Below are 17,870 nucleotides of genomic sequence, written 5' to 3'. Positions count from 1 at the left end.
CACACCTGTAGGAGCAAAGCTTGCTCGCGATGGCGGCTGAACATTGAAAATCTATATCGACTGACACACCGCTATCGCGAGCAAGCTTTGCTCCTACAGGGTTTTGTGTCAGGCCGAAGCTGAATTCCACAACGCCAACAACGCCGGCAACTCGGTCAGGCTGCGGATCTCGGCGTCCGGGGCCTTTTCGGCTTCCCACGCTTTGCCCGCCGGGTTGAACCAGATTGCGCGCAGCCCTGCTTGCTGGGCGCCAGCGATGTCATCACCTGGATGATCGCCGATATGCACCGCCATCTCCGGGGTTGCACCACCACGCTGCAGCGCTTCATGAAACAAGCGCGCATCGGGTTTGGCGATGCCAATGTCTTCGGCGCACAACGCAAACTTGAAGTAGTCCGCCAGCCCCAGCCGGCGCACATCGGCGTTGCCGTTGGTGACCACGCCGAGGGTGTAATGGTTGGCCAGTGCCTGGAGGGTTGGTTGCACCTCCGGGAAGATTTCCAGCTGATGCCGGGCATGCAGAAAGACTTCGAAGCTCTGATCGGCCAGGTCCGACGCTTCAGCGTGGGCGTACCCGGCTTCTTCCAACGCTTGAAACAACACGCGCCGACGCAAGGCGCTGATTCGGTGTTTGAGTGCCGGCTCGATGCTCAGGATGCGTTCGCGAATGGCCCACAAATGCTCCACCGGCACCGCGCCCAAATCTGGTGCATGTTCAGTCAGCCATTCACGCAATACGGCTTCGGCGCTGACGATCACCGGGGCGGTGTCCCACAGGGTGTCATCGAGGTCGAAAGTGATCAGTTGGAGAGTCATGAATCGTCGCCTTTAATGCGTTTGGCCCGTGGATGGGCGCTGTCGTAGACGGTTGCCAGGTGCTGGAAATCCAGGTGGGTGTAGATCTGGGTGGTCTTGATGTCGGAGTGGCCGAGCAGTTCCTGGACAGCCCGCAGGTCCTGGGAGGACTCCAGCAGGTGGCTGGCGAAGGAATGTCGCAACATGTGCGGGTGCAAGTTTTGCCCCAGTTCGCGTTCGCCCGCAGCCTTGACCCGCAACTGGATCGCCCGCGGTCCCAGACGCCGGCCTTGCTGGCTGACGAACACCGCATCGTCCGCCGGATTGGCCATGGCCCGCAGTGGCAGCCACTGTTCCAGCGCCTCGCGAGCTTTTTTGCCGACTGGCAGCAGGCGGGTTTTGCTGCCCTTGCCGTGGACCTGGACCATACCGTCCGCCAAATCCAGCTGGTCGAGATTGAGCCCGGTCAGCTCCGAAAGGCGTAGCCCGGAGGAGTAGAACAGTTCAAGGATCGCCTGATCCCGGCGCGCCAGAAAGTCGTCTTCCACGCCACCTTCCAGCAGTTGCAGCGCACGGTCGGTATCGAGGGTTTTCGGCAAACGGCGTTCGCCCTTGGGCGGTGCCAGGCCATTGGCCGGGTCGTGGTCGCAGAGGCCTTCGCGGTTCAGGTAGTGATACAGCCCGCGTACTGCCGACAGCAGCCGCGCCAGGCTGCGGGACGATTGGCCTTGTGAATGCAGGCGCGCGACCAGGCTGCGCAGGCGCTGGATGTCCAGCGCGGCCCAGCTGCCGATGTTGTGTTTGACGCACCAGCCCAGCACTTTGTCGAGGTCGCGGCGATAGGCCGATAGCGTGTGCAGCGACACCTGCCGCTCACTGCGCAGGTGTTCGCAGTAAGCGTCCAGTTGCCGTTCCATTTCAGCGTACCGAGCGCAGGGAGCTGTTGAGCCGTGGCAGCACGCGGCCCATGACTTCTGCGATGTAGCTCAGGAACAGCGTGCCCACCGAGCTCTTGTAGTGCTGCGGGTCGCGGCTGGCGATGGCCAGTATGCCGTGGATGCCTTGATGGCTGATGGCAACGACGGCGGTGGAACCGATCTGCTTGCGCTGTTCTTCGCCGAACAGGAAGTCCAGCTCGTGCTCGCGCAGGCTGCCGCTGACGCTTTTGTCTTCCAGCAGCAAGCCACCGATGGCCACTTGTGCCTCGGCGTGGGTCACCCAGCGGCCCACCGGCATGGCGTTGTCGCCCAGCAGGATGAGGCTGACGAAGGGTACCTGGAAGTCCTGGCGCAGGCTGTCTTCGACGCAGATCACTACGTCTTCCAGGCTGGTGGCGTCGAGCAGGGCGAGAATCAGTCGGCGGGTCTTGTCGAACAGGCGGTCATTGTCGCGGGCCACATCCATCAAGTGCGAGAGGCGATGACGCAGTTCGATATTGCGGTCGCGCAGGATGGTCATCTGCCGCTCCACCAGCGACACGGTATCACCGCGCCGGTGAGGGATGCGCAAGGACGCAAGCAGGTCTTCGTGCTCGACGAAGAAGTCCGGATGAGCCTCCAGGTACGCGGCAACTGCCGCCGCCTCCAGGCTTTCGGACGGTGATTCGTCGGGCTGTAGGGCTGGCACCTGAGGCTTATCGGTCATGGCTGTGGCTCACTCAAAGACGCACTTGTCCTTCATAAACGCGCACTGCCGGGCCGGTCATCATGACCGGTTGGCCAGGGCCTGCCCATTCAATGGACAGACGCCCGCCAGGCAGGTCGATCAGCAGTGGCGAATCCATCCACCCCTGGCTGATCGCGGCGACTGCGGCGGCACAGGCGCCGGTACCGCAGGCCTGGGTTTCACCGGCCCCGCGTTCCCAGACGCGCAACTGCGCGCGGCCCCGGTCGATGACCTGTAGAAAACCGACATTGACCCGCGCCGGAAAGCGCGGGTGATGTTCGATTTTCGGCCCCAGTTCATGCACCGGTGCGTTGTTGATATCGCTGACCCGCACCACGGCATGGGGGTTGCCCATGGACACGGCGGCCAGTTCGACGGGCGTGCCATCGACGTCGACCTGATAGTTCAAGGCCTGCTCTTGCGCCTGGAACGGAATGTCGGCCGGCACCAGGCGTGGAGCACCCATGTTGACACTGATCTGGCCATCGCTGCGAACATCGAGTTCGATGATGCCGCTTTTGGTTTCGACACGGATCTGCCGTTTCGCGGTCAGGCGCTTGTCGAGCACAAAACGGGCGAAACAGCGTGCACCGTTGCCACACTGTTCCACTTCGGAACCATCGGAGTTGAAGATCCGATAGCGGAAGTCCACGTCCGGGTTGCTCGGGGCTTCGACGATCAGCAACTGGTCGAAACCTATGCCGGTGTGTCGATCGCCCCAAAGCTTTGCATGCTTGGGCAGAATATGCGCGTGTTGGCTGACCAGGTCGAGGACCATGAAGTCATTGCCCAGGCCGTGCATCTTGGTAAAACGCAGCAGCATGGTTTTACTCCGGCAGCAGGCTTTCGCCAGCAAACAACTCGGCTACCGTCTCACGGCGACGCACTTCAAATGCCTGATCACCGTCCACCAACACTTCGGCGGCGCGGCCGCGGGTGTTGTAGTTGGAGCTCATGACAAACCCATAGGCGCCGGCCGAATGCACGGCCAGCAGGTCACCTTCCTCCAGCGCAAGCTCACGCTCCTTGGCCAGGAAGTCGCCGGTCTCGCAGATCGGGCCGACGATGTCGTAAGCACGGGCAGCGGTATTGCGCGGGCGCACGGCAGTGACGTCCATCCAGGCCTGGTACAGCGCTGGCCGGATCAGGTCGTTCATGGCCGCGTCGACGATGGCGAAGTCTTTGTGTTCGGTGTGCTTGAGGTACTCGACCTGGGTCAGCAGCACGCCGGCATTGGCGACGATGAAGCGGCCCGGTTCGAACACCAGCGCCAGGTCACGACCGTCGAGGCGCTCACGCACGGCCATGATGTAGTCGGCGGCCAATGGCGGCTCTTCATCGCGATAACGCACGCCCAAGCCACCACCGAGGTCGATGTGGCGCAGGTAGATGCCGCAGTCGCCGAGGCGGTCGACCAGGCCCAGCAGGCGGTCGAGGGCATCGATGAACGGCGGCAGGGTGGTCAGTTGCGAGCCGATATGGCAATCGACGCCGACCACTTCCAGGTTAGGCAATTGCGCGGCCCGCACGTACACGTCTTCGGCGTCGGCGATGGCGATGCCGAACTTGTTCTCTTTGAGACCGGTGGAGATGTATGGGTGAGTGCCGGCGTCGACGTCCGGGTTGACGCGCAGCGAGATCGGCGCCCGAACACCGAGCTCGGCCGCCACCACTTGCAGGCGTTCAAGCTCGTCGGTGGATTCAACGTTGAAGCAGTGCACGCCGACTTCGAGCGCACGACGCATGTCGTCGCGGGTCTTGCCGACGCCGGAGAAAACGATCTTGTCGGCGCTGCCGCCAGCGGCCAGTACACGTTCCAGTTCGCCACGGGAAACGATGTCGAAACCGGCGCCCAGACGCGCCAGGACATTCAGTACGCCCAGGTTGGAGTTGGCCTTGACCGCAAAGCAAACCAGGTGAGGCATGCCGGCCAGTGCATCGGCATAAGCCAGGTACTGGGCTTCGATATGCGCGCGCGAGTAAACGTAGGTCGGTGTACCAAAGCGATCGGCGATAGCAGACAGGGCAACACCTTCCGCGAACAGTTCACCGTCACGGTAGTTAAAAGCGTCCATGATGTTCCCTTATTATTGGAAGACGTCGTGCTTGTGCGATTTGGACGGCTGCTTTTGCGAGGACTGAGCCTGCTCTGCCGGGTCCTGGTCCTCATCGGGCAGGTACAGCGGGCCTTTTTGACCGCAGGCCGACACAAGGCAGGCAACCGCGAGGAGCGCAGCAAGGGAAGAGATCAGGCGCTTCATGGCGAAATCCTTGAAAATGCAGTAATTGCGCCGGAGTATACCGGCCACCCGGCAGCTTGCCTATGCGACGGGGCTCCCGTCCGGCGGGCCTTGCAAGATGCCAGTCGGTATCATGCAATCCCTGTGGGAGCGAGCCTGCTCGCGAAAGCGGTTGGTCAGCCAACTATGATGCTGCATGTGCCGGCCCCTTCGCGAGCAGGCTCGCTCCCACAGGTCGTAATCCTTTGCATTCGGCAGGCAGCGCCCGTATCTTGCGGCGCTTGAGCCTGATCAGACACTTTTTGAGGTTGCCGTAATGAGTTTGTCCGAAGCCCGTTTCCACGATCTGGTCGATGCCACCCAGCAAACGCTGGAGGACATCTTTGACGACAGCGACCTGGATATCGATCTGGAGAGCTCGGCCGGTGTGCTGACCGTCAAGTTTGAAAACGGCAGCCAGTTGATCTTCAGTCGCCAGGAGCCTTTGCGCCAGCTGTGGTTGGCGGCGATATCAGGCGGCTTCCACTTCGACTACGACGAAGAAAGCGAGCGCTGGATGTGCGACAAGAGCGAAGAGCAGTTGGGCGAAATGCTTGAGCGCATCGTCATGCAACAGGCTGGTGTCGAACTCGATTTCGAAGGCCTGTAACGTCGTGACCCAGCCAGCGTCCGTCCGCCCACCCAAGCCGCTTTACAGCAACATCAGCCCGGCAGTCCCTTCGCCGTGCAGCGGCGTGTGTCGGCTGGATGAGCAGAAGGTCTGTCTCGGGTGTTTGCGCCATGTCGAAGACATCCGCGAATGGCGCTCGGCGGATGACGAACGCCGCCGGGTGATCTGCGCCCAGGCTCTGAAACGCCGACCTTTGTAGGAGCTGCCGCAGGCTGCGATCTTTTGATCGTGATTTCCAGTGGGGCGAAATGCCGAAGATCAAAAGATCGCAGCCTGCGGCAGCCCCTACGCCGCCGAGTGGCGGCTTGTATATTTTTTGAGCTGTGATAGTGTCCGGATACGCCTCAACCCATCGAGGCTTGTGAAAACCCCGCCTTTTTCTGGCGGGGTTTTGCTTTTTTCGTGCAGAAGAAAGGAGTCTGCCCTGATCATGACCGCACCTTCCATCACCCTTACCCGTCTGGACGTACAACGTCTGGAGCGTCTGATCGACAGCCTGGATGAAACGCTGCCGGGCGTTATCGCGCTGCAAACCGAACTGGATCGCGCCGATACACTGGTCGGCCACGATGAAGTGCCCGCCGATGTCGTGACCATGAATTCCCGTGTGCACTGCCGTGAAGAGAGCAGTGGCAAGGACTATCACCTGACGCTGGTGTATCCGAAGGATGCCAACGCCGATGAAGGCAAGATTTCCATTCTGGCGCCAGTCGGCAGCGCGTTGCTGGGCCTGAAAGTCGGCCAGCACATCGACTGGCCGGCACCGGGCGGCAAGACGTTGAAGCTGACCCTGCTGGCCGTCGAATCGCAGCCGGCCAATGGTGGCGATTTCAACGTTTGACCCCGCCTCAGACCTGCCCGAGCGCCTCGTTCAATGCGCGCTCCAGGTCGGCCTTGTAGCGCAAATACAGATTGCTTGACCCCTGACCATCACCGAGCAGGCCTGAAAGGTCCAGATCGGTGATGTAGCAGCGGTAGCGTTCGGTCTCGCGGCGTTGCTCGACGATTTCCCGAGCGACCACGCTGAACAGCTGGTCGCCATATTCCAGCTCGGAAAACTCTCGCTGATTGCAATACAACGTGAACTGTACCTTGCCCGGTGCGGCTTTGCCGACGATCGCCTGTACGTCATAGAAGGGTTTGTTGGCCGGGGTTTGCGGTGCCGATCGGGCATCCACCCGACGTGCCCGGCCTGTACCTGAAGGCAGCAGTTGGTAGTACAGGGTATCCAGGCTCGCAGGCTGAGCCGAATCCATCGGCAGCGCGGCGTCGCGCCGGTACTGGATCGATTGCAGGAAACGCTGCAGCGGCACCAGCAGGCTTTGCTCGTCATGCCACGGCAGGCGCTGCTGCCACAAGGCATTGAATTCATCGAGCACGTACAGGTCGGCCTGCGCCTCGTTGACTCGGTAGAACACCTGAATGCAGTCCGGTCGACCCATGGGCAGCAGCAGCGCCAGGTCCTGGTCGTCCAATGCCATCGGGTCCAGGTGCAGCGGGCTGTAGCTCGGCAGTTTTTCACCGAGGTAGTCGAGCAGTGCCGGCAGGGTGGCCAGTGCGATGTGATTGACCTGGCCGGGTATCAGCTCCAGCACGTGGTAATGCTGCTGGATCTGGATCAGGTAGCGGTGATTGAGTTTGCTCAGCAGCAGGTTCTGCGCGGTGTCGAGGATGTCTTCGACGCGCTGGGCGATGAATTGCGCGCGGTTGTGACAGAAACAACGCACTCTCAACCTGGGCTGCTGCGGCCCGCCGGGCAAGGCGTTGAGATAGTCGCGCAGGCAATCGAGCAGGGCATGGGGACCGTCGTAGCGGCTGACCAGTACCTCGTTCCAGCTGTTGAGCGTGACCTGATCCAGGGTCAGCACCAGGTTTTCCCTCACGCCTGCGTAGCTCAAGGAGTCGGTGCGCTCGGTGGTCATCAGGATGTTCAGTTCGCGGTGGTGCTTGAGCGGATCGATGCCAACATTTACCAGGATCAGCACCTCGCTGGGCACGCTGGCGCGCAGCAGGGGTTCTTCGGCGACGGTCGGTAGAGGCAGGGGAATGCTCTGCTGCAGGCTGCCAAGCAGGTTGAACAGCTCGAATTCGCTCAGGTCGCTGCTGCCCGGGTGCAAGGCCAGGCGGGTGCTGCTGTCGATCACGCCGTTGCGGTGGCACCAGGCGAGCAGCTCGAGTAAGTGGCGACTGCGTTTGATCGGGGCGAAATGTTCCCACTCGAGGACGGTCAGGCTGCCGTTGTACAAGCCCCACTGGCTTTGGTCCGGTTCTTTCTTGTTCGGCGCGTACACCAGCGTCAGGGTGTCTTCGGCCAGGTCCGGGGCGATGCCGGGGTTGATGAACTCGACCTTGTCCGCCTTGCGCTCGAAGGCCGCGTACAGGCGTCGGCCCAGCACGCTGAGGTCGCGCTTGTTAATCAGGCTGATAGTTTGTTCATGGCGGGCAAACTGGGTCAGGAAGCGATAGCTGAAATTCAGTTCGTTGACCAGGACCCGGCGTTCCGAGCTGACCTGGCGGACTTTCCACTGGCTGCGGCTGTCGAGCAGGGCCAACTGGCGCTGGTCCCATTGCCATTCGCGGGCCAGGCGCTGAAGCAACGAGCGTTGCCAGCTCTGGGTACGTCCGCTACTGCCGGTGAGTTTGCGATTGACCTTCAGGTAAAGCGCTCGGCGCACCAACTCCAGCCGCTCCAGTTCGTTGCGGGCGATGAGGTACTCGGCGATGCGCCGATAAACCACGACATACGGGTCCAGCTCATCGAGATCGAGCCGGTTGGCGAACACCGCCTGTTTGAAGCGCAGGCTCAGGCATTGGACTCTGGGGTGTTCGCTGGCGTACACCTCGGTCAGCAGGAGTTTGAGCACCGATTTGTACGGCGACTCGAGGCCCTTGAACAATTGCCAGAGCCCGGCACCAATGTATTCCCCGGGCGGAATGCAGGCCAGATGGCCCAGGTCCAGGGTTTCATCGGCGCGGATGAAACGCTTGGACGTCAGTGTGTGAGTGTACCGGTCATAGTTGGCTTCCTCATACACCGGCACCAGCCACCAGATCGGCGTGCGCCCCGCCAGCCAGATTGCTGTGCGATAAAACTCGTCCAGCAGCAGATAATGCTGGGTGGTGCCGCAGTCTTCCGAACTCAACTGGCTGTCGCGCTCGCACCGTACGAAGCGGATCGGGTCGATCAGGAAGAAGTGCGCCTCGGCGCCCTGGCTGGCCGCCCAGGCTTCGAGCAGTTGGCATTTCCTGTGCAACTCGGTGAGTTCGTTTTCGCTCAGATCCGGGCTGTGACAGACCCACACGTCCATATCACTTTGGTCAGCCTGGGCCAGGGTGCCGAGGCTTCCCATCAGGAACAGACCGTGAATCGGCCGTGGTGGATTGCTGCCGTGGCGCGGCTTATAGGAGAAGGAACGGGTCAGGCGCTGGGCTTCGGCGAGAACGCTGGCATCCGGCTCGAAATTCGACAGCCCGGCCGGCGTACTGCCCGAAACGTAACCCGGCAGCAGCGGATGATTGACGTGGAAGAACAGCGGCAGAAGGCTCAATACCCCTTGCTGGCGCGTCGACAGCCCTTCCATGGCACGCGCCATGCGCCCCTCGTTGAGCTTGAGGAAGCGTGCGCGCAGCTGGCTGAGCACCTTGCGGTCAATTCCCTCGTCCAGATCGGGGCGGATTTCATGGGTGCGGGTCATGTCAGCTCAAACCGGCTCGCAGGGCTCGGACGTGGAGGCTCTCGGGATGAGGGGCAGTTTAGCGCCTCGGCCCCGGGACTTTTAAGCTGATTTTGTATTTCTGGCGTCAGATTTCTATCGCAGGGCGACGTCAGGAAGCTGGATGTGCCCGCGGAAATCCCGTGGCGGGGGTTTCCGTGGGCAATGCGATGGAGTTCAGGCTGTTTCCTGGACGCTCAGAATAGTCAGAACGGTTTGAACATTTTGCGCGGCATCACGACCCAGGCTGGTCAGATAACCGCCATCGGGCTGGTCGATCAGTTCTTTTTCATGCAGGCGTTTGGCAGCGGCAATGTGTTTCGGGGCAGCAGTCTGATGAATTTTCAAACCTTCCTGGGAACTGTCCAGGTTGAAGAGTGCGAGGACTTCCAGTTCGGCAACCAACTCAGGGGTAAGCGACATAAGGACTCCAGACTTTCTAGGAATTGGGCGACAGCGCCCCTAAGGTGATCTCACTCGCGCGGCATGTCCAGTGTTCGTGGCAGGGTTATTTCTTTTCCGGCGGCAACTCGGGCAGAGCCCGCAGCGCGGCTTCGTACCATTCGGTATTGAACGCGCGGTCTTCGTCGAGCATCGTGTCGATTTCTATGGCCAGGACGTGGGCCATCAGGTTGAGGATGTCCTCGCGCTCGTAACCCACCAGCGTCAGCTTGTTGAACGTCGCTTTGGCGGCCGGCGGATTGTCGTTCTCGATCTGGTTCTCGATGGCTTGGATCAGCGTGGTTTCGGCGAATTCTTCTTCGTCGTTATCGATATCGATTGGCTCGCTCATGGCAGGCTCCTCAAGGAAAGGTCGCCAGTTTACCCGCATTCAGCAGCGTGATGCTGCTGGCAAGAAAGCCTGGAGCGTTCTATAAACAGGCACTGCCCACCCCCGCACGGCCTGGAGGCTATGTGATGCTCAAGCTTTATGGATTTTCCGTCAGCAACTACTACAACATGGTCAAGTTGGCGCTGCTGGAGAAAGGACTGCCATTCGAAGAAGTGCCGTTTTACGCGGGCACCAGCCCTGAAGCGCTGGCCATCAGCCCGCGCGGAAAAGTCCCGGTGCTGCAGACAGAGCAGGGTTTCATCAATGAAACCAGTGTGATTCTCGAGTACGTCGAACACAGCCAGAAAGGCACGCCCTTGCTGCCGAGCGATCCGTTCGGGCGGGCGCAGGTGCTGGCGCTGGCCAAGGAGATCGAGCTGTACATCGAACTGCCTGGACGAGCCTGCTACCCCGAGGCATTTTTCGGCATGACCGTGCCGGACGCGATCAAGGAAAAAACCAAAACCGAACTATTGCAGGGTATTGCGGCGCTAGGCCGGCACGGAAAATTCAGCCCCTACGTGGCGGGCGAAAACCTGAGCGTGGCGGATCTGTATTTCCTGTACAGCGTGCCGCTGGCGTGCGGTGTGGCGAAGAAGCTGTTTGATATCGATCTGTTGGCTGAGCTGCCGGCAGCCAAGGCGCTGCTGGAACGTCTGGAAGACAATCCGAACGTGCAGCGGATTGCGGCGGACAAGGAGGCGGCGATGCCAGCGTTCATGGCGATGGTCGCGTCCAAGAAGTAGATTCGTAGTGTTCTGAAGTCAGTCATCGCGAGCAGGCTCGCTCCCACAGGAATCATGCAAACCTGTGGGAGCGAGCTGCTCGCGAAGCTTTTAGCTTTTAGCGGCTGGCGAGCAATTCCTGACCGCGAGCCACGGCTGCCTTGACCTGCGCCGGCGCAGTGCCGCCGATATGGTTACGCGCATTCACCGAACCTTCCAGCGTCAGCACTGCAAACACGTCCTGATCGATCTGGTCGCTGAACTTGCGCAGTTCTTCCAGGCTCATTTCCGCCAGGTCCTTGCCGCTTTCCACGCCATATTTCACGGCATGGCCGACGATTTCATGGCAGTCGCGGAAGGGCAGGCCGCGGCGCACCAGGTAGTCGGCCAGGTCGGTGGCGGTGGAGAAGCCGCGCAGGGCTGCTTCGCGCATCATCGCGTGCTTGGGCTTGATCGCCGGGATCATGTCGGCAAAGGCACGTAGCGAGTCGCGCAGGGTGTCGGCGGCGTCGAACAGCGGTTCCTTGTCTTCCTGGTTGTCCTTGTTGTAGGCCAGGGGCTGGCCTTTCATCAAGGTCAATAGGCCCATCAGCGCGCCGAACACACGTCCGGTCTTGCCGCGCACCAGTTCCGGCACATCCGGGTTTTTCTTTTGCGGCATGATCGAGCTACCGGTGCAGAAACGGTCCGGCAGATCGATGAACTGGAACTGCGCGCTGGTCCACAGCACCAGCTCTTCGGAGAAGCGCGACAAGTGCATCATCGCGATGCTGGCGGCCGAGCAGAACTCGATGGCGAAGTCGCGATCGGACACGTTGTCCAGCGAGTTGCCGCCCACGGCATCGAAGCCCAGCAACTGGGCGGTGTATTCGCGGTCGATCGGGTAGGTGGTGCCGGCCAGCGCGGCACTGCCCAGTGGCATGCGGTTGGTGCGCTTGCGGCAGTCGACCAGGCGCTCGTAGTCGCGGCTGAGCATTTCGAACCAGGCCAGCATGTGGTGCCCGAAGGTCACCGGCTGCGCCGTCTGCAGGTGGGTGAAGCCGGGCATGATGCTGCCCGCTTCGCGCTCGGCCTGCTCCAGCAAGCCTTTTTGCAGGCGGGTGATTTCGCCCAGGATAAGGTCGATTTCGTCACGCAACCACAGGCGGATGTCGGTCGCAACCTGGTCGTTACGGCTACGGCCGGTGTGCAGCTTTTTACCGGTCACGCCAATGCGGTCGGTGAGGCGCGCCTCGATGTTCATGTGCACGTCTTCGAGGTCGACGCGCCAATCGAACTGGCCGGCCTCGATTTCACCCTGGATGGTCTTCAGGCCATCGGTGATGCTGTCGCGTTCGGCATCGGTCAGCACGCCGACCTTGGCCAACATGGTGGCGTGGGCGATCGAGCCCATGATGTCGTGGCGATACAGGCGCTGGTCGAAGGTGACGGAGGCGGTGAAGCGGGCGACGAAGGCGTCGACGGGTTCACTGAAGCGGCCGCCCCAGGACTGATTGGTCTTGTCAGTGCTCATGAATTCGCTCGTATCGGCTGAAGAAAGATGGCGTTGAAAGCTGCCGCGGATAATAACAGGGTTGCCAATCCTGTCGCTGACACTGGTCGACTGGTTTTCTCGTGTGGGAGCGAGCCTGCTCGCGATGGACGTTAACGATAACGCGTGCTTTCTGATTAAACCCGTCGCTCTCAAGTTCATCGCGAGCAGGCTCGCTCCTACAGTTTTCACTATTAGTACAACGATATTTTTCATTTGAGCAATATCGTTCCGGCAACCGTCTACAGTTGGACTGTAGGATCAGCGCACTTCTCGGTGCGCAAGAGGACTATAAGAAGAGGGGTGTTCATATTGCGTATCAGCAAACCCTGTGGCGATGTGTCGCCAAAGCGGGCCTGGGCCGCTAATCGCCCGGCAGATGAAAATTTAGCTGCCCGACCAGCGGCACTTTTTGACGCTCGCGCTAGTCTTAGCGTGGATCGCGGTGACGGACGTCACTTCACCTGTCTACGCTATCCTTGTGCGAGACTCACGCAGGAATCCAGCGCAATATGAATGTCCTGATCGTTGATGACGACCCCTTAGCCCGCGAGCGCCTGAGCCGAATGGTTGGCGAGCTCGAGGGATACAGTGTCCTGGAGCCTAGCGCCACGAACGGCGATGAAGCGTTGGCACTGATCGACAGCCACAAGCCGGATATCGTGCTGCTTGATATCCGCATGCCAGGCCTCGATGGCCTGCAAGTGGCCGCGCGATTGTGCGAACGTGAAACCCCGCCTGCCGTAGTGTTTTGCACAGGGCCCGATGAATTTGCCGTGGAAGCCTTACAGGCCAGCGCCGTAGGCTATCTGGTGAAACCTGTGCGAACTGAACAATTACATGACTCGTTGAAAAAAGCCGAACGGCCCAATCGTGGCCAACTCGCCGCCCTGACTCGTCCCGCCGCCGAAAGTGGCAGTGGCCCGCGCAGCCATATCAGTGCCCGTACCCGCAAGGGGATCGAGCTGATCCCCCTGGATCAGGTGGTCTATTTTATCGCCGACCACAAGTACGTGACCTTGCGTCACGAAAGCGGAGAGGTGCTGCTGGATGAGCCGCTCAAAGCCCTTGAAGATGAATTCGGTGACCGTTTCGTGCGCATCCACCGCAACGCACTGGTCGCTCGCGAGCGCATCGAACGTTTGCAACGAACACCGCTGGGTCATTTTCAGCTGTTCCTCAAGGGCCTGAATGGCGATGCATTGATCGTCAGTCGGCGCCACGTGGCCGGCGTGCGGAAAATGATGCAACAGCTTTGATTCGATGGTCACAGGCGGAATTCACACCCGATTGCCGGATAACCGGGGCCAGGGAGGCCGAGTAGTTTCTGATACAAGTCAAAGTGGATTTGGCTGAGCTGTTATTATCCGCCGTATCTATTCAGTACGGATTGATCCATGTCCTCTCGCCAGATCCGCATCGCCACCCGCAAAAGCGCTCTTGCCCTGTGGCAGGCCGAATACGTCAAAGCCCGTCTGGAACAGGCCCATCCGGGTCTGCTCGTGACCTTGGTGCCCATGGTCAGTCGCGGCGACAAGCTGCTCGACTCACCACTGTCGAAAATCGGCGGCAAGGGCCTGTTCGTCAAGGAACTGGAAACCGCGCTGCTGGAAAACGAAGCCGACATCGCCGTGCACTCCATGAAAGACGTACCGATGGACTTCCCTGAAGGCCTCGGTCTGTTCTGTATCTGCGAGCGCGAAGACCCACGCGATGCATTCGTGTCCAACGCCTACGCCAGCCTCGATGCATTGCCTGCGGGCAGCATCGTCGGCACGTCGAGCCTGCGCCGCCAGGCCCAGTTGCTGAGCCGTCGTCCGGACCTGGAAATCCGCTTCCTGCGCGGCAACGTCAACACCCGTCTGGCCAAGCTCGACGCCGGCGAGTACGACGCCATCATCCTTGCGTCCGCAGGCTTGATCCGGCTCGGCTTTGAAGATCGCATCACCTCGGCGATCAGCGTCGACGACAGTCTGCCGGCCGGCGGCCAGGGTGCGGTGGGAATCGAATGTCGCACCGCAGACAGCGAAATTCATGCACTGCTCGCGCCGCTGCATCACCAGGACACCGCGACCCGCGTGAGCGCCGAACGCGCCCTCAATAAACACCTCAATGGCGGCTGCCAGGTGCCGATCGCCTGCTATGCCGTGCTTGAGGGCGAGCAGGTCTGGTTGCGTGGCCTGGTGGGTGATCCGAGTGGCGGTCTGCTGCTCAGTGCCCAGGCGCGTGCGCCACGTGGCGATGCCGAAGCCCTGGGTGTGCGGGTGGCCGAAGACCTCTTGAGCCAGGGCGCCGCGGATATCCTCAAAGCGGTGTATGGCGAGGCAGGTCACGAGTGACAGGCTGGCGCCTGCTGCTGACGCGTCCGGCGGATGAGTCGGCGGCGCTGGGCAGTCTATTGGCCGAGCAGGGGATTTTCAGCAGCAGCTTGCCACTTTTGGACATAGTGCCGATCCCGGTCTCTGAGACAATGTGTGAAGCGTTCCGCGATCTGGATCGCTTCTGCGCGGTGATCGTGGTCAGCAAGCCGGCGGCGCGCGTCGGTGTCGAACTGCTCGACCGGTTTGGCCCGCAAGCACCGAGCGTGAAGTGGTTCAGTGTCGGCGCGGCGACGGCGCAGATCCTTGAGGGTCGCGGGTTGGACGTCAGCTTTCCTGCGCAAGGCGATGACAGCGAGGCCTTGCTTGAACTTGCAACGTTGAGCGAGGCTGTCGCCCGGCCTGATCCGCGGGTGCTGATCCTGCGCGGGGAGGGTGGGCGTGAACTGCTGGCTGAGCGTTTGCGTGAGCGAGGTGCTAGTGTCGAGTATCTGGAGTTGTACCGCCGCGAGCTGCCGCAATACCCGTCGGCAGCCCTGGGGCAGCGGATCGAGGCGGAACGCCTGAACGCGCTGGTGGTCAGCAGTGGACAGGGTTTTGAGCACCTGCATCAATTGGCTGGCGATGCCTGGCCGCAGTTGGCGCGGTTGCCGTTGTTTGTACCAAGCCCCAGGGTCGCCGAGCTGGCACGTGCCGCCGGGGCCCTGACAGTTGTGGATTGTCGTGGCGCCAGTGCCGCGGCTTTGCTGACGGCGTTACGGGAGCATCCCGTGCCCGTTCTCTAAATGCAAAGGATGGATACGTGAGCGAAACAGCCTTGCCTAAAGATGACTCGCGGCCAGTGCTCGATGCACCGGTTGATGCACCTTCTGATGAACTGCGACCACCACCTGCTGAACAGCAGCGCCGAGGCACTGGGCTGGCAATCGTCGCACTGCTGTTGGGCGCCGCCGGTGTCGCAGTGGGTGGTTGGGGAGTCTGGCAGGTGCGTCACTTGCAAGCCAATACCCAGCAGCAACTGAGCCAGATGCAGGCATTGAACGATCAGGCACAGAGCCTGAAGCTGAACGAGCAGCGCCTGAGCGCACGCCTGGAGCAAATGCCGAATGCCGATGTACTGGAAGAGCGCAGCCGCCTGGTGATTCAGTTGCAGGGCGACCAGCAACGCTTGAATCAACGCCTGGAAACCGTCCTCGGCGCCAGCCGCAAGGACTGGCGTCTGGCCGAGGCCGAGCACTTGCTGCGTCTGGCCAGCCTGCGCCTTTCGGCGTTGCAGGACATCAGCAGCGCCCAGGCCCTGGTGCAGGGCGCCGATGAAATTCTCCGTGAACAGAATGACCCCGGCTCCTTCGCCGCTCGCGAGCAAGTGGCCAAGACCCTGGTGGCCTTGCGCAGCACCGAGCAGCCGGATCGCACCGGTTTGTTCCTGCGGCTGGGGGCGTTGCGCGACCAGGTGATCAGCCTCACTGAGCTCGCGCCCGAGTACAAGGACCGCGGCGAATCCCTGCTGGGGCTGACCGCCGATGGCGACGGCGCCAGTCGTTGGGCGCAATGGTGGGATCAGATTTCGCGCTACATCCGAATCGATTTCAACGCCGACAAAAATGTCCGCCCTTTGCTCGCTGGGCAGAGCCTGAGCCAGGTTCGTCTCGCCCTGAGCCTGTCGCTGGAGCAGGCGCAATGGGCTGCGCTCAACGGTCAGGCAGCGGTGTATTCGCAGGCATTGGCAGAGGCGCGGGATGTGCTCAAGGGCAACTTCAACCCGGATAATCCTCAGAGCAAAGTGATGCTCGAACAGGTGGCGGAACTGAGCAAGCAGCCGGTCTCCGTGGTCACCCCGGACCTGACCGGAACCCTGAGTGCGGTCCAGGGTTATTTGGAACGGCGTAACGTCAACGCCGAGGACTCGATCAAGCCGCTGGCCAAACCTGCGGCGAATGCCGCGCAGGAGGCCACCCCATGAAGCGCCTCTATGTGATCGTGTTCCTGGCCATTGCTGCTGCGGCTGCGCTGGGCTTGGCCATCGCCGAGCACGCAGGTTACGTCCTGATCGCCTACAAGAGCTTTCGCTACGAATCGAGCCTGTGGGCAACGCTGGCCTTGATTGCCGTTCTCTGGCTGGTCTTCTGGGGCATCAAGGCGTTGGTCGAACTGGTGACGACCTCCGGTGGCGTGGTCAATCCGTGGTCACGGCGCAATCGCAGTCGCCGGGTCCAGGTGGCGATCGAACACGGGCAACTGGATCTGGCCGAAGGTCGCTGGGCCAGCGCGCAGCGTCATTTGCATCGGGCCGCAGAAGCCGAGCGTCAGCCGCTGCTTTACTACCTCGGTGCTGCCCGCGCCGCGAACGAACAAGGTCGTTATGAAGAAAGTGACAACCTGCTGGAGCGTGCTCTGGAGCGTCAGCCCCAGGCCGAGTTGGCGATTGCCTTGAACCACGCCCAATTACAGACCGATCGCGGTGATACCGAGGGCGCCCTGGCGACTCTGCAGGCGATGCACGAGCGCCACCCTCATAACGCCCAGACCCTGCGTCAGTTGCAGCGCCTGCATCAGCAGCGAGGCGACTGGTCGGCAGTGATTCGCTTGCTGCCTGAGCTGCGCAAGGACAAAGTCCTGCCGGCGGCTGAACTGGCCGAACTGGAGCGCCGGGCCTGGGGTGAGAACCTGTCCCTGGCAGCGCATCAGGAAGAGGAAGGGACCCTCGGTTTGCAAGCGCTCGATCGCGCCTGGCAACAGCTGACGTCGGCCCAGCGCCAGGAGCCGCAATTGGTGCTCGCCTATGCCGAGCAACTGCGGCAACTGGGTGCCCAGGTCCAGGCCGAAGAGGTCTTGCGCACGGCCTTGAAACGAAACTACGACAGCCATCTGGCGCGCCTCTATGGATTGGTACGGGGCAGTGACCCGGCTCGCCAACTGCACCTCGCCGAGGGCTGGCTGAAAGATCATCCGACCGATCCAGGCCTTTTGCTGACGCTGGGTCGCCTGTGTCTGCAAAGCAGCCTGTGGGGCAAGGCCCGGGATTATCTGGAAAGCAGCCTGCGAGTACAGCGCAACCCGGAAGCATGCGCCGAACTGGCACGCCTGCTGGCACAGATGGGAGACACCGAGCGCAGCAATCAGCTGTTCCAGGAAGGTCTGGGCTTGCTCGATGAACGCTTGCTGGCGGCACCGCTGCCGGTGTTGGCTCACGGTTGATCGCTGAGTGAAGGATCGCTCGAATGGGCGATCCGCTGCTCCAGAACCTGTCGGAATTTTCCCTTCGCAATCCTGCTTCAGCAAAGTCCTACAGACCACTACATCTGATCCTCAGATGTCTGTCGGGAATTCCCTACGTATTTGCTGAAATGTCTGCATCTGCCCGCCTTGAAAGGGTTGCGC

19 protein-coding genes are annotated in these 17,870 nt (G+C 61.3%); 9 read left to right on the top strand and 10 right to left on the bottom strand.

Annotated features, from left to right (window positions below):
• Window positions 1–108: 108 nt before the first annotated feature.
• From ACA058_RS29970 to lptM, 6 genes are read right to left on the bottom strand one after another with little or no spacing between them, the layout of a single operon-like run.
• Window positions 109–816: an HAD family hydrolase gene (locus tag ACA058_RS29970; protein ID WP_497637130.1), complete on the bottom strand. Its 708-nt coding sequence runs from the start codon at window positions 814–816 to the stop codon at window positions 109–111.
• Window positions 813–1,712, bottom strand: a complete 900-nt coding sequence (xerC, locus tag ACA058_RS29965) for a tyrosine recombinase XerC (protein WP_497637129.1) — start codon at window positions 1,710–1,712, stop codon at window positions 813–815. Before xerC ends, ACA058_RS29970 begins: the two co-directional genes overlap by 4 nt.
• 1 nt (window position 1,713) lies before the next feature.
• Window positions 1,714–2,439, bottom strand: a complete 726-nt coding sequence (locus ACA058_RS29960; RefSeq protein WP_497637128.1) for a DUF484 family protein — start codon at window positions 2,437–2,439, stop codon at window positions 1,714–1,716.
• 13 nt (window positions 2,440–2,452) lie between these two features.
• Window positions 2,453–3,283, bottom strand: coding sequence for a diaminopimelate epimerase (gene dapF / locus ACA058_RS29955; RefSeq protein ID WP_497637127.1), 831 nt, complete (start codon window positions 3,281–3,283; stop codon window positions 2,453–2,455).
• Window positions 3,284–3,287: 4 nt separating this feature from the next.
• Window positions 3,288–4,535: a diaminopimelate decarboxylase gene (gene lysA / locus ACA058_RS29950; protein ID WP_497637126.1), complete on the bottom strand. Its 1,248-nt coding sequence runs from the start codon at window positions 4,533–4,535 to the stop codon at window positions 3,288–3,290.
• A gap of 12 nt (window positions 4,536–4,547) precedes the next feature.
• Complete coding sequence (gene lptM / locus ACA058_RS29945) at window positions 4,548–4,721, bottom strand: LPS translocon maturation chaperone LptM (RefSeq protein WP_497637125.1); 174 nt, start codon at window positions 4,719–4,721, stop codon at window positions 4,548–4,550.
• Between the two features lie 295 nt (window positions 4,722–5,016).
• On the opposite strand from lptM, the gene cyaY reads away from it, so the two are divergent.
• The 3 genes from cyaY (at window position 5,017) to rnk (ending at window position 6,211) form a co-directional block, all read left to right on the top strand.
• Window positions 5,017–5,349 carry an iron donor protein CyaY gene (gene cyaY, locus ACA058_RS29940; RefSeq protein ID WP_497637124.1) on the top strand — a complete coding sequence of 111 codons (333 nt, stop codon included), beginning with the start codon at window positions 5,017–5,019 and terminating at the stop codon, window positions 5,347–5,349.
• 4 nt (window positions 5,350–5,353) lie between these two features.
• Entirely contained in the window at window positions 5,354–5,569 is a 216-nt protein-coding gene (locus ACA058_RS29935; protein WP_497637123.1) for a DUF1289 domain-containing protein, read from the top strand.
• Between the two features lie 231 nt (window positions 5,570–5,800).
• Entirely contained in the window at window positions 5,801–6,211 is a 411-nt protein-coding gene (rnk, locus tag ACA058_RS29930) for a nucleoside diphosphate kinase regulator (RefSeq protein ID WP_497637122.1), read from the top strand.
• Between the two features lie 7 nt (window positions 6,212–6,218).
• Here rnk and ACA058_RS29925 read toward each other — a convergent pair whose 3' ends face one another.
• The 3 genes from ACA058_RS29925 to ACA058_RS29915 all read right to left on the bottom strand — a co-directional run bounded on the left by ACA058_RS29925 (window position 6,219) and on the right by ACA058_RS29915 (window position 9,876).
• A complete protein-coding gene (locus tag ACA058_RS29925; RefSeq protein WP_497637121.1) occupies window positions 6,219–9,065 on the bottom strand; it encodes a class I adenylate cyclase in 2,847 nt (948 codons plus the stop codon).
• Between the two features lie 195 nt (window positions 9,066–9,260).
• A complete protein-coding gene (locus ACA058_RS29920) occupies window positions 9,261–9,506 on the bottom strand; it encodes a TIGR02647 family protein (protein ID WP_034147682.1) in 246 nt (81 codons plus the stop codon).
• A gap of 85 nt (window positions 9,507–9,591) precedes the next feature.
• Entirely contained in the window at window positions 9,592–9,876 is a 285-nt protein-coding gene (locus ACA058_RS29915) for a hypothetical protein (protein WP_497637120.1), read from the bottom strand.
• 125 nt (window positions 9,877–10,001) lie between these two features.
• Between ACA058_RS29915 and ACA058_RS29910 the strand changes: the two genes are divergently transcribed.
• On the top strand, window positions 10,002–10,661 hold the full coding sequence (locus ACA058_RS29910) for a glutathione S-transferase family protein (protein WP_497637119.1): 660 nt from the start codon (window positions 10,002–10,004) through the stop codon (window positions 10,659–10,661).
• Window positions 10,662–10,758: 97 nt separating this feature from the next.
• On the opposite strand, the gene argH is transcribed toward ACA058_RS29910, so the two are convergent.
• A complete protein-coding gene (gene argH, locus ACA058_RS29905) occupies window positions 10,759–12,153 on the bottom strand; it encodes an argininosuccinate lyase (RefSeq protein WP_497637118.1) in 1,395 nt (464 codons plus the stop codon).
• A gap of 530 nt (window positions 12,154–12,683) precedes the next feature.
• Here argH and ACA058_RS29900 point away from each other — a divergent pair.
• The 5 genes from ACA058_RS29900 (at window position 12,684) to ACA058_RS29880 (ending at window position 17,687) form a co-directional block, all read left to right on the top strand.
• A complete protein-coding gene (locus ACA058_RS29900) occupies window positions 12,684–13,430 on the top strand; it encodes a LytR/AlgR family response regulator transcription factor (RefSeq protein WP_497637117.1) in 747 nt (248 codons plus the stop codon).
• 138 nt (window positions 13,431–13,568) lie between these two features.
• Window positions 13,569–14,510, top strand: coding sequence for a hydroxymethylbilane synthase (gene hemC / locus ACA058_RS29895; RefSeq protein WP_497637116.1), 942 nt, complete (start codon window positions 13,569–13,571; stop codon window positions 14,508–14,510).
• Window positions 14,507–15,274 carry a uroporphyrinogen-III synthase gene (locus tag ACA058_RS29890; RefSeq protein WP_497637115.1) on the top strand — a complete coding sequence of 256 codons (768 nt, stop codon included), beginning with the start codon at window positions 14,507–14,509 and terminating at the stop codon, window positions 15,272–15,274. The genes hemC and ACA058_RS29890 overlap by 4 nt, the downstream gene beginning before the upstream one ends.
• A gap of 17 nt (window positions 15,275–15,291) precedes the next feature.
• Entirely contained in the window at window positions 15,292–16,452 is a 1,161-nt protein-coding gene (locus ACA058_RS29885; RefSeq protein ID WP_497637114.1) for a uroporphyrinogen-III C-methyltransferase, read from the top strand.
• A complete protein-coding gene (locus ACA058_RS29880) occupies window positions 16,449–17,687 on the top strand; it encodes a heme biosynthesis protein HemY (RefSeq protein WP_497637113.1) in 1,239 nt (412 codons plus the stop codon). Before ACA058_RS29885 ends, ACA058_RS29880 begins: the two co-directional genes overlap by 4 nt.
• The last annotated feature ends 183 nt before the right edge of the window (window positions 17,688–17,870 follow it).

It is taken from the genome of Pseudomonas sp. LBUM1649, from assembly GCF_059716155.1.
Note: the sequence above shows the minus strand (reverse complement) of the source record. Positions and strands in the feature narration are given on the sequence as shown.